The 12,651-nt window shown below is 43.9% G+C and carries 11 protein-coding genes; 8 read left to right on the top strand and 3 right to left on the bottom strand.

What is annotated here, in order from left to right:
* Positions 1-92: 92 nt before the first annotated feature.
* Together IEW69_RS13485 and IEW69_RS13480 are read right to left on the bottom strand one after the other, a co-directional pair.
* Entirely contained in the window at positions 93-515 is a 423-nt protein-coding gene (locus tag IEW69_RS13485) for a secondary thiamine-phosphate synthase enzyme YjbQ (protein WP_188627396.1), read from the bottom strand.
* A 60-nt stretch (positions 516-575) separates the two neighbouring features.
* Entirely contained in the window at positions 576-3,827 is a 3,252-nt protein-coding gene (locus IEW69_RS13480) for an amidohydrolase family protein (protein ID WP_188627395.1), read from the bottom strand.
* 70 nt (positions 3,828-3,897) lie between these two features.
* On the opposite strand from IEW69_RS13480, the gene IEW69_RS13475 reads away from it, so the two are divergent.
* The 8 genes from IEW69_RS13475 (at position 3,898) to rplT (ending at position 12,142) form a co-directional block, all read left to right on the top strand.
* Complete coding sequence (locus IEW69_RS13475; protein ID WP_188627394.1) at positions 3,898-5,790, top strand: RecQ family ATP-dependent DNA helicase; 1,893 nt, start codon at positions 3,898-3,900, stop codon at positions 5,788-5,790.
* Between the two features lie 49 nt (positions 5,791-5,839).
* Positions 5,840-6,571 (top strand): head GIN domain-containing protein, encoded by a 732-nt coding sequence (locus IEW69_RS13470; RefSeq protein WP_229663625.1) that lies wholly within the window; start codon positions 5,840-5,842, stop codon positions 6,569-6,571.
* Positions 6,572-7,879 (top strand): MFS transporter, encoded by a 1,308-nt coding sequence (locus IEW69_RS13465; RefSeq protein WP_188627393.1) that lies wholly within the window; start codon positions 6,572-6,574, stop codon positions 7,877-7,879. It begins immediately after the preceding gene.
* Entirely contained in the window at positions 7,876-8,613 is a 738-nt protein-coding gene (locus IEW69_RS13460) for a (Fe-S)-binding protein (RefSeq protein ID WP_188627392.1), read from the top strand. Before IEW69_RS13465 ends, IEW69_RS13460 begins: the two co-directional genes overlap by 4 nt.
* 372 nt (positions 8,614-8,985) lie before the next feature.
* Positions 8,986-10,911, top strand: coding sequence for a threonine--tRNA ligase (gene thrS / locus IEW69_RS13455; RefSeq protein WP_188627391.1), 1,926 nt, complete (start codon positions 8,986-8,988; stop codon positions 10,909-10,911).
* A 13-nt stretch (positions 10,912-10,924) separates the two neighbouring features.
* Positions 10,925-11,494, top strand: coding sequence for a translation initiation factor IF-3 (gene infC, locus IEW69_RS13450; RefSeq protein ID WP_188627390.1), 570 nt, complete (start codon positions 10,925-10,927; stop codon positions 11,492-11,494).
* A gap of 26 nt (positions 11,495-11,520) precedes the next feature.
* Positions 11,521-11,721 (top strand): 50S ribosomal protein L35, encoded by a 201-nt coding sequence (gene rpmI / locus IEW69_RS13445; RefSeq protein ID WP_188627389.1) that lies wholly within the window; start codon positions 11,521-11,523, stop codon positions 11,719-11,721.
* A gap of 76 nt (positions 11,722-11,797) precedes the next feature.
* Entirely contained in the window at positions 11,798-12,142 is a 345-nt protein-coding gene (gene rplT / locus IEW69_RS13440; protein ID WP_073229174.1) for a 50S ribosomal protein L20, read from the top strand.
* Between the two features lie 60 nt (positions 12,143-12,202).
* Here the strand turns inward: rplT and IEW69_RS13435 are convergent, their stop codons facing one another.
* Positions 12,203-12,625, bottom strand: a complete 423-nt coding sequence (locus tag IEW69_RS13435) for a DUF4890 domain-containing protein (protein WP_188627388.1) — start codon at positions 12,623-12,625, stop codon at positions 12,203-12,205.
* Positions 12,626-12,651: the final 26 nt, after the last annotated feature.

The following is a 12,651-nucleotide window of genomic DNA, read 5'->3' as shown; positions in this document are numbered from 1 at the left end:
TTCCTGAGATCTTTATGTCAAAAATAGTGAAATAAAGTAGTTTATGTCATTAAAAGTGAAACAAAAGGTTTTATGTCATTAAAAGTGAAACGCTATATGCCCCATGCGGTGATTACAAGATTGCGGCGGCCACCTTGATTTCGATGTTCACAGAGGTAAATACCCTGCCAGATGCCTAATGCGAGCCGACCTCGGGTTATGGGAATGGTTAAGCTGATGTCTAGTAATGCACTTTTTAGGTGTGCTGGCATGTCATCTGCGCCTTCGTCATCGTGCTTGTAATCGGGGTCTTCTTCCGGTACAACCTTATCAAAGTACATCTTGAAATCCGTTCTTACAGTTGGATCAGCGTTTTCATTGATGGTTAGGGAGGCGGAGGTATGCTGTATAAAAACCTGGCAAATACCGGTTTGTATTTCTTTCAGCTGGGGCAGTGCCTGTAATACCTCGGCTGTAATCAGGTGAAAACCGCGAGGATAGGAGCGCAGCGTAATGGTGTTCTGGAACATCTTCATATAAAACAAAATTGGCTTTAAGAACAATTCTTAAAGCCAATTCGTTTGATCGTTATTTGCTTAATCGCAATGTGGTACCGTATAGGTCCAGGTTTCAGACGTTCCGGTAGGGAGGGAGTAGCTGCTGCCACTACCCATTTCAAACCACATCTTACCGCGGATTTTTTCTCTTGAAATCAACTCATTCATGGTCATGCTGTCATAAAGCCTTCCATTGATCATCACGTACTTGATTTTCTCTGAGTTACGGATGTCTTCAAGTGGGTTGGCATCCATAATGACAAGATCTGCAAGTTTACCCACTTCAAGGGAACCGATTTCCTTATCCATACCCAGGTAGTTTGCACCATTGAGGGTCGCTGCGCGAATTGCTTGCAATGGCGACATACCGCCTTGTGCAAGCATCCACAACTCCCAGTGTGCACCAAGTCCTTGGATCTGCCCGTGTGCGCCAAGATTCACCTTTACGCCTGCATCTGCAAGTTGCTTCGCAGCTTTAGAAACATCAATATGGTTGTAATCTCCGTACTCTGAAGTGGTCCTTCTTCTGGCACGCTCATCAATGATAGATCGTGGGGTAAAGGCTAGTAGTCTTTCATTTTCCCAAACATTGGTACGGTCGTACCAGTAGTTCTCACCCCACTGACCGCCATAAGCAACAATCAGGGTAGGTGTATAGCCCACCTGTGTATTTTTCCACAGGCTTACAACATCTTTGTAAACTGGTGAAACCGGTAAGCTGTGTTCAAGGCCCGTATGTCCATCTATAACCATGTTCAGGTTCGTGTAAAAGGTGGAACCACCTTCAGGCACTACTTCCATTTTAAGTTGCCTTGCAGCCTCCAGAATTTGCTGGCGCTGTTCACGTCGTGGCTGATTGTAAGACTTCACGGAGAAAGCACCTACCGCTTTCAGCCTGCGCAAGCTGGAAAGTGCATCATCCAGGCTGTTCACCACGACTTTCATGTCTGCATCGGCGCCGTATAAGATGGAACCCGTAGAGTAGAGTCTAGGGCCAATCATTCTGCCAGCTTTCAACATTTCCGCCTGACTGAAAACCATCTCTGTGTTACTTGATGGATCATGTGCGGTTGTGACGCCAAAAGACAAATTGGCAAGATATGACCAATCTGTTTGCGGACTAATACCATCCGGGCTGGTCCGCAAATGCGCATGCACATCGACCATTCCAGGCATAATGGTTTTACCATTCAGATCCACAACTTTCGCCTGTTCCGGCACTTTCACATCGGCAGCTTTGCCGATGCTTACAATTTTGTTGTTCTCTATAAGTACAGATCCATTTTCAATTACCTCATCACCCTTCATGGTAATGATGCGGGCACCAGTTAGTGCAATAATGCCAGATGGTGCATCAGCCTTAAGTTTAAGCCCAATAGACAAACTGTCGGGCGCAACTTCGCGACTGCTTTGTGCAGCACCATCAACAAATGGGAAAGCATTTTTTACATCCTGAGCGTAGTACTGCTCACCAAGCGTCCAGAAAAGACGTTTGCTATCGTTGCTCCAATGGATGTAAGATCCCGCATCTTTCGTAAGGCGGGTAAGGGGGATAGATTTATTACCTGATGATAGATCCTGTGCAGAACCGGTCAGCATCATCGGTGTAATATAAACATTGAAAAACTCCGTGAAAGCCATCCATCGGCCATCCGGGCTCGGTTCAAACTGTGTAGCATAGCCAGATGTATAGTGCGTTACTTCTCCGCCACCATTCACATTAACGCTTTTGTAAGCTTTCTTTCCATTCTCCGAAGACTGGAAGAAAATACGACTGTCATCGGCATTAAACTTCGGCTTGATGCCATTATCTGTAACCAAGGTTTTAGAACCGCCGTTTGCCGACATCACGTAAATGCCACCGCCTTTTCCATATGTCTGCCCAAGCACGTCATTTCCACGACCTTTTCTAAAGACAATACGATCGCCTTTGCTGGAATATGAAGGTGAGTAATAAAACCCTTTCTCATCGGTTAGCGTCGAAAATCTGCCCGAACGCACATCCGCTCTTTTGACAGAGCCTTTAAACTCATCACTCCAGGTAGTATAAACCACGTATTTACCGTCAGGACTAAAAGAAGGCTCAAACTCGAAATCCATACCGTTAGTCAGACGTTCCGGTGTACCGTTCGGCAGTTCTTTTTTATACAAGAATCCCGCAGTGTTGAAAACCACCATCTTCCCATCAGGGGATGTGGTTAGCTGGCGAATCATCTTAGCATTAAAATCAGGCGTGAAGACCTGCTGTGGAAAATGTAAGGATTGCTGCACCGTCTGGTTGGTTGTAACCTGGAACGGGATTTCAGCGACCGACAAAGATGCCAGATCCACCTTCTTAATTTTACCTTTTGCATAAAATACAAGGCCTCTTGAATCCGGTGTCCATGCAAAGTTTGGATACACGCCGAATATTGCCCATGTTTCCTGTTGGTCTTTGCTTAAATCATCAAAAACCGGCGACTCTTCACCAGTCTGCAGGTTCTGAATGTAAAGCACAGATTTCAATCTAACCCTTTTCACAAAGGCCATCAACTTGCCATCAGGTGAAATTTGCGGCCTTGCAGCACCACCTTGTTGGCGGATCAGGTCTGTCGTTTTACCAGTACTTAAATCCAGTTGCTTAATCGCGTAAATGGTGCCATTTGGATCTTTACTGTATTCGAAAGTCGGACCAGGGGTCACATCTTCGCTGTAGTATAAGAATTTGCCATTGGGCGATATGTTGGGCTCGCCAGAATCCTGCTGGTCATTTTTCCTTTTGGTGAGCTGAACACCGTCACCACCATTGATGTTATACATCCACATTTCACCTGCACCCAATGAGCGTGTGCCCGTGAAATGCTTCCTGGCAACAATATATTCACTGTTCGGCATCCAGGTTGCGTTATTCAGCAGTCTAAAATTCTCTTTTGTAATCTGGCGTTTGCCAGACCCATCGCGGTTCATCATCCAGATGTTATCGCCTCCGGATTTGTCGCTCGTGTAGGAAATGTATTTTCCATTGGGACTGAATCGGGGTTGCACATCGAATGCTGCACCGCCAGTAAGCAGCTTAGCCGTACCGCCAGAAATTGGCATAATGTATATGTCGCCCAAGATATCAAACACAATGTCTTTACCATCTGGGCTAACATCCAGGTTCATCCAGGTGCCTTCATCAGTGTTAATCGTGAAATTCTTTGTGGTTCCCCGGAACTTTTCAACGTCCCACTTCGGCGCATCTTTCTTGTCCTGCGAAAATACAGGCTGAGCAGCAGCTAAAATTAAAACACTTAGTAAGGTCTTACGCATATTTAAAACGATTTATGAACCGGCAATTTAATAATATCGGAACGTTTTTATAGTTTTGATCGGGACCTTTATGAATAAAACCGAGCTTTTAAAGCAATATTGGGGCTTCGATACCTTCAGACCACTTCAGGAAGACATTATCGACGCTGTATTGAACGGACAAGATGCATTGGCGCTACTGCCAACCGGCGGAGGAAAGTCCTTATGCTTTCAACTGCCAGCATTGCTGCAAGAAGGAATATGCATCGTCGTTTCTCCACTTATTGCCTTAATGAAGGATCAGGTTGAAAACCTTAAAGCCAAGGGGATCCAAGCCATCGCCATCTACGCGGGGATGGGTAAACGCGAGATCGACATTCTGCTCGACAACTGCATCTATGGGAACATCAAGTTCCTTTATCTATCTCCAGAAAGATTGCTCTCGCCCCTGGTAAAGGAACGTTTAGCCTACATGAAGGTTAACCTCTTTGCCATTGACGAGGCACACTGTATTTCGCAGTGGGGTTACGATTTCAGACCACCTTACCTGTTGCTGAAAGATTTACGTGAAATACACCCCGAAGTACCAATCATCGCGCTTACCGCAACCGCAACTAAATTTGTTCGGCAGGACATCGTTGAAAAATTAGAGCTCAAAGCGCCTAAGATTTTTGTAAAAAGCTTTGCCAGAAGAAATCTAAGCTATGTGGTGATGGATCTGGAGGATAAATATGGAAAACTGCTGGATGTACTGAAGAACGTTAAGGGCAGCGGTTTGATTTACGTTCGCAATCGCAGGGAAACGACAGAAGTTGCACTCTTCTTGAAACGCAACCGTATTGCCGCTGATTTTTATCATGCAGGTTTGGAAAAAAACGAAAGGAGCCTTAAACAGGAATCCTGGAAGCAAAACAAAATCAGGGTAATGGTTGCCACAAATGCTTTTGGGATGGGTATTGACAAACCTGATGTTCGATTTGTCATTCACCTTGATCTTCCTGAAAGCCTGGAAGCATACTACCAGGAAGCCGGGCGCGCAGGTCGCGATGAACTAAAAGCCTTCGCCGTGCTACTCGCGAACAAGTCAGACCGACTGGCGTTAGAAGTTAAATACAAGGACAATTTCCCCAATGTAGAAGAGATCAAAAAGACTTACCATTATCTCGGTAGCTATTATCAACTTGCGTATGGAGCGGGCCAGGGGATAAGCTTTCCTTTTGATCTGGCCGACTTCTGTAAACGTTTTAAACTGAGTGTTCTCAAAACCATTGCTGCGCTAAAGTTTTTGGAACATGATGGCTACCTGACTTTATCCGAGAACATCTTCCTGCAATCCAGGTTGATGTTTATGCAAAGCCATGAGGATGTTTACCGCTTTCAGATTGAAAACTCAGGCTACGATGCCCTTATCAAAACTGTGCTACGTGCTTATGGGGGCTCATTCGATCAATATGTTAAAGTGAATGAGAACGAGATCGCCGGCCGCCTGAAAATATCTTATCAAACGGTAGTGGATATGCTGCGGAAGCTGGAAGCACAGGAAATTATATCTTATCTGCCACAGACCGACAAGCCCCAACTACAATTTGTTGTTCCACGTGTTGACCAACTGCACATGGATATTGATGTGCGCTATATTGAACTAAGAAAGAAAATTCAGGAAGAACAGGTTGCAGCAGTGCTGGCCTATGCCGCTACACCCATTTGTCGCAGCATACAATTACTTGCTTACTTTGATGAGCCTGCAGCAGATAAATGCGGACTTTGCGATATCTGTGTTGCCGAGAAAAAACAAGCTGATCTTGATGAACTGGATGAGAAAGTCTCATTTGAAATCGCAACTTTGCTGCAGTCGGCACCACATACATTGGACGAGCTGGTGCTTGCCGTAAAAACCGGAACAGAGGTGCAGCGGGTGGCTCAACTCCGATTGCTCCTGGATGCCGGAAAAATCAAAACTGACGGCAAGAACTATTACTTATAACCATTCGATTGAAACTGTTGTTAATAGTGAAAGACCCATTAAACATAAAATGATGATTAAACATTTTCTCCTAAATCACAAGCTGACTTTGATCCTGGTGGCCGCGATTTCTTTCGCGGGATGTTCCACAAAATGTATAGAGGATTCTGGCAACCACATTGTAAAAGATTTGACAGTGACGCCCTTTGACGAGATAGAAATTACCGGCCCGGTGAAACTGGTACTTCGCCAGGATAGCTCATTTAAGATCAGCCTTTCTGCCGATTCAAGTATCATAGACAAGATCAAAACTTCTGTTAGTGGAGACAAGTTCAAGGTCTCATTAGACCCAATGCAGTACTGCGGTACAGATTCCATCGTGATCCATGCGGGTATTGGTGCATTAACAGAAATTAAGGCCGCAGGAGCAAGTAAAGTTTACAGCGAAGGTGCCCTGCATGTAGGGGACATTGCTATGGAGCTTTCGGGTGCTACTGAACTTAACCTGAATCTTTTTGCCGGCAAGGTAAAGACCAACAGTGATGGCGCTGCAAGATTAACATTGAGCGGTCAGGCCGGTACACATGATCTGAATAGTAAAGGGGTACTGGAGCTGAACGCGTTCGACTTTGTTGTTGCAGAGTATGATATCGACATTCAGGGCACTGGTAAATCGAATATTAATGTGCTTAATGATCTTGATGTAAAATCTACCGGATCGAGCGCTATTTATTATAAAGGCAATCCCAAGAAAGTTTCTGATAAAAAATCAGGCACCTCCAAACTGGAAAAAGTAAACTAGGTGGTTATAAAGAATAACAAAAAGGTTATACGGGCATGGGCAATGTTCGATTGGGCAAATTCTGCTTATAACCTGGTGATTACTTCAACGATTTTCCCCGCGTATTTTACCGCGATTACAACGACCGAGGCAAACGGCGATAAGGTTACTTTCTTCGGAAGGAGCTTCGTCAACACGGCCCTAAGCAATTATGCACTTGCTTTTGCTTATCTGGTGATCGTGCTAATCTCACCCTTACTGAGTTCCATTGCGGATTATCGTGGAAACAAGAAGATATACATGCAGTTGTTTACCTGGCTGGGGGCAATTGCATGTTGTCTGCTCTTTTTCTTTAAGCCGGAAACGCTTGAACTTGGCATCATCTGTTTCGCACTGGCGGCTATCGGCTATGCCGGTGGTTTCGTATTCTACAATTCCTACTTGCCGGAAATTGCGACAGAAGACCAGCAAGATGCAGTAAGCGCAAAAGGCTTTTCTTACGGCTACGTGGGTAGTGTGCTTTTACAGATCATCTGCCTGCTGTTTGTCCTTAAACCAGATTGGTTCGGCATCGCCGACGAGAGCTTTCCGCCACGGTTGTCCTTTTTACTCGTAGGACTCTGGTGGATTGTTTTTGCACAAATACCTTTTTATATACTACCAAAAGGCAGTCCGAATTTTAAGGTAGATGTACAACGGAAAGTATCCAGCGGCTTTGCGGAGCTCGGAAAAGTATGGCAACAACTTAAGCAGATGGCACAACTGAAGAAGTTCCTTATCGCCTTTTTTTTCTACTCCATGGGCGTGCAAACGACCATGCTTGCTGCTGCTGGCTTTGGTGCTAAAGTATTACAACTGCCAACCTCAAGTTTGATCATTACCATCCTGATCATTCAGCTGGTTGCTATTGCAGGTGCGAATCTGATGTCGCGGTTGTCTCGTGTATACGGCAATGTGCAGGTACTGCTGTTCGTGGTTGCGGTATGGATCGGCATCTGCATTGCAGCATATTATGTGCATACCATTACAATGTTTTATCTACTCGCTGCGGTAGTCGGCCTGGTAATGGGGGGCATCCAATCGCTCTCACGCTCAACGTATTCGAAGTTTCTACCTGAAAATACGCCAGACACCGCATCCTTTTTCAGCTTTTACGACGTTACTGAAAAGCTGGCTATTGTTGCAGGATTGGCATCTTTCGCTTACATTGAACAGCTAACCGGTAACATGCGGAACTCAATAATTGCATTAACCCTGTTTTTTGCTTTGGGACTAATATTTTTGTTCTCCCTTAAAAAAGCATCAGAACATTTACATACATCGAAATGAAAGTAGAATTATTTGTGCCCTGTTTTATTGACCAACTATATCCGGAAACGGCCTTTAACACGGTTAAAGTTCTGGAGAAAGCAGGGTGTGAAGTGAGCTATAACGCCAATCAGACCTGCTGCGGGCAGCCTGCATATAACGCGGGCTACTGGGAAGAGGCCAAGGTAATTGGGAACAAGTTTTTAAACGATTTCTCGGATACGAAATATATCGTATCTCCATCTGCGTCTTGCGTGGGTATGGTGAAGACCGGGTTTAATGATCTTTTTACGAATTCAAACGTACACAACAGGTGTAGAAATATACAGGGTAACATCTTCGAACTATCGGACTTCCTGATCAATGTAGCGAAACGCGACTACTTCGGGGCAGAACTGGAAGGCAGAGCGGTTTACCATGACTCTTGTAGCGGCTTAAGAGAGTGCAAGATTAAAGAGGAACCACGCCGATTGCTATCCAAAGTAATTGGACTTGAAATGGTGGAAATGCGTGACACGGATATGTGTTGCGGTTTCGGTGGAACATTCTCGGTAAAGTTCGATGCTATTTCTTCGGCCATGGCCGAACAGAAGGTTAACAATGCCCTGGAGCAGGATGTGGATTACATCATCTCCACAGATCATTCCTGTTTGCTTCACCTGAAAAGCTATATTGAAAAGCACAATATTCCATTGAAGACCATGCATCTGGCAGACGTGCTTGCCAATGGTTGGTTGGAAAGCACAGAATACTAGTCTACAACATTCTTATTTCTAAAGCCCCGGTTTCTTAGCCGGGGCTTTATTGTTTCGGAGCAGGGTTTCTAGCCTTTAACTGTACCCGGCCAATACGCCAGAAACTGGAGAACAAGTACCCAGTTTACAAGGGGTCGACAGGGGGTTTACAGGGGGCATACAGGGGGTTAACAGGGCTTTGGCCCTGTAAGGGGCTTGTAGGGTCCTTGTGGCCTGCGCGTGGCCCCTTTGTTATCGGATAAATTGCCTCCGCTGTGCTGGAAATTTGGATCGGTGGAGACAGATATTAAATAATAAGCTAACTTTGTTATTCAAAATCACGGCGTAGGTGATTTAATAAATACATTTTAAACCTTAAAATCATAGTTGTAGATGATTAACATTACACTCCCGGATGGTTCTGTCCGGTTTTATGAAAGTGGCGTAACCGCTCACGACATCGCCCTCTCCATTTCTGAAGGATTAGCCCGTAACGTACTAGCAGCCGAAGTAAACGGCGAAGTTTGGGATTCTTCCCGACGTATTGAAAGTGACTCTAGTGTAAAACTGCTTACCTGGAATGATAATGCTGGTAAATCGACGTTTTGGCATTCCTCAGCCCACCTTATGGCTGAAGCGCTTGAAGCACTTTATCCGGGCACGAAGTTCGGTATCGGTCCGGCAATCGAAACCGGTTTCTATTATGATGTAGACTTCGGCGATAGGGAATTTTCTTCTGATGACTTCAAAGCCATAGAAAGCAAAATGCTTGAGCTTGCTAAACAAAAGGAAGTATTTGAACGTACCGCGGTTTCCAAAGATGACGCTTTGGCCTATTTTGAAGAAAAAGGGGATGAGTACAAACTGGACCTTTTAGAAGGTCTTGAAGACGGAAAGATTACCTTTTACAAGCAAGGTGCTTTTACCGACTTATGTAGAGGTCCACACATCCCGCATACTGGTTTCATCAAAGCGGTTAAGCTGATGAATGTTGCTGGTGCATACTGGAGAGGTGATGAGACTAAAAAACAGTTAACCAGGATTTATGGTGTTACTTATCCAAAGCAAAGTGAGCTAACGGAATATCTTCACATGATTGAAGAGGCCAAAAAGCGTGATCACCGTAAGCTTGGTAAAGAACTTGAGCTGTTTGCTTTCTCTGAGAAAGTAGGCGCAGGCCTGCCATTGTGGTTACCGAAAGGTACTGCATTGCGGGAACGTCTGGTTCAATTCTTGACAAAAGCACAATCTAAATCTGGCTATGAGCAGGTAATTACGCCGCACATCGGTCATAAAAACCTATATATCACGTCAGGCCACTGGGACAAGTATGGTAAAGATGCTTTCCAGTCCATCAAGACGCCACAAGAGGGTGAGGAGTTCTTATTAAAACCAATGAACTGTCCACACCACTGTGAAATTTATAAAGTTAAGCCGCGTTCGTATAAAGATCTTCCACTGCGATTTGCAGAATTCGGAACGGTATATAGATACGAGCAAAGTGGGGAGCTACACGGTTTAACCCGGGTAAGAGGCTTTACACAGGATGATGCGCACCTTTTCTGCAGACCAGATCAGGTGAAGGAAGAGTTCAAAAAGGTGATTGACCTGGTTTTGTATGTTTTCAAATCTTTAGGTTTCAACGACTACATCGCTCAGGTTTCGCTTAGAGATCCAGAGAATAAAACCAAGTACATCGGTTCTGATGAGAACTGGAAGCTAGCTGAATCTGCGATTATTGAAGCTGCAGATGAAAAAGGCTTGCCTACTGTTGTAGAATATGGCGAGGCTGCGTTTTATGGCCCGAAACTTGATTTCATGGTGAAAGATGCCCTAGGTAGAAAATGGCAGCTTGGAACGATTCAGGTAGACTACAATTTGCCGGAGCGTTTTGAACTTGAATATACCGGCAGCGATAATCAAAAACACAGACCAGTGATGATCCACCGTGCACCATTTGGTTCACTGGAGCGATTTGTTGCTGTACTGATTGAACATTGCGCTGGTAACTTCCCACTTTGGCTATCACCTGAGCAGTTTATCATTCTTCCTATTTCAGAAAAATATGAAGATTATGCGAAAAAAGTTTTAGATGAGCTAAATAATTCGGATATTCGCGGATTGATTGATTTTCGTGATGAAAAGATCGGAAGAAAGATCAGAGATGCTGAGGTTAAAAAGCTGCCTTATATGCTGATTATCGGAGAGAAAGAAATGGCGGATGGGAAATTAGCAGTAAGAAAGCATGGCGCCGGTGATTTAGGCGAGATGACCATTCAGGAATTTGGTGAATTATTAATAAAAGAAATAACAATTTAAACAAGATACACATTTGGCATTAGGCAGACCAGGATTTAATAGGGGACCACGTCCTCCTTTTAAGAAAAAAGAAGCAGAACATAATATTAATCAGTATATCAGAGCGCAGGAGGTTAGATTAGCTGGAGATAATGTTGAACCAGGGATTTATCCTCTGTCGAAAGCTTTGGCCTTAGCTGATGAATTAGAGCTGGATCTTGTGGAGATATCTCCAAATGCAGTACCTCCTGTATGCAGAATTATCGATTACAGCAAGTTTGTTTACGAGCAAAAGAAAAAGCAAAAGGAGATTAAATCCAATGCAAAGCAGACTGTAATTAAGGAGATCCGTTTCGGACCAAATACCAATGATCATGATTTTCAGTTTAAACTGAAGCATGCCATTAGCTTTCTTGAAAACGGTGAGAAGGTACGTGCATACGTTCACTTCAAAGGAAGAGCTATTGTTTACAAAGAGCAGGGAGAGATTTTATTGCTTAAGTTTGCACAAGCACTTGAAGATATCGGTAAAGTGGAGTTGCTACCTAAGTTAGAAGGTAAGCGTATGTTCCTGACACTAGCGCCGAAAGTTGCTAAGAAATAATAATTAACATAAATAATAAACAGGTTATGCCAAAAATGAAGACCAATTCCAGTGCTAAAAAGCGTTTCTCGCTTACTGGAACAGGTAAAATCGCAAGAAAGAATGCATTTAAAAGCCACATCTTAACCAAGATGTCAACTAAGCGTAAGCGCAATCTAAGCCACACCAGTATGGTATCGGCAGCAGATATGGGCAACGTTAAGAGAATGCTTGCAATCGGTAAATAATAATTTTTTTTAACCAGGTACCCGGTAGTAAGTTTGCTGAAATACGCAACACCGCTTATCAAAACACAACACAACTATGCCACGTTCGGTAAACGCAGTAGCTTCGAGAAGAAGAAGGAAAAAAGTCCTTAATATGGCCAAAGGCTATTGGGGATCTAGAAGTAAAGTATTCACAATCGCTAAAAATACGGTTGAAAAAGGTTTGCAATATGCATACCGTGACCGTAAAGTTAAGAAAAGAGAATTCCGTGGATTATGGATTCAGCGTATCAATGCTGGTGCTCGTCAACATGGAATTTCTTACTCTCAATTGATCGGTAAATTAGCGACTAAAAATATCGGTTTAAACCGTAAAGTATTGGCTGATTTAGCAATGAATCACCCAGAAGCTTTCAAAGCTGTTATTGATGCAGTAAAATAGTTTAAATCTATTTCATAAAAAAAGGGGAGCAAATTTGCTCCCCTTTTTTTATGCCTGATATTAGGTGTTCTGTGTAGATGTTGTTTTTCTTTCCATCGGTCTGCGACCTTTTCTTGGCTGGCGATCTTTCATCTTTTCTTTACGCTCTGCCTTCATCGACTCATACTTTGCTTTCTGGTCGGCAGTTAGGACTTTAGCAAGTTTCTCTTCGCTCGCCTGCATTTCTGCCTTTCGAGCTTCTGAAACCTTCTTCATTTCCTTGCTGCGTTCTTTACGCCAATCCGCTTGCTTCTTCAGCTTTTCAACCTCAATTTTGTAAACCTCTGCTTTCTGTGTATCCGTTAGCGATAGCTTCTGCTGAAGTTGACTGGCTACACGCTCAGCGCGTTGTGCTGGATCTACTGGTTTTCTGTCTGTGGTTTGTGCGTAGCCGGCAGTAATTGCGCTTACTGCTATGGCTAATGATAATATGATCTTTTTCATTTGTAAGTTGTTTAAAGGAATAGATC

The sequence above is a fragment of the Pedobacter quisquiliarum genome, assembly GCF_014642175.1.
GTDB lineage: Bacteria > Bacteroidota > Bacteroidia > Sphingobacteriales > Sphingobacteriaceae > Pedobacter > Pedobacter quisquiliarum.
This window is presented reverse-complemented; position numbering and strand designations above follow the sequence as displayed.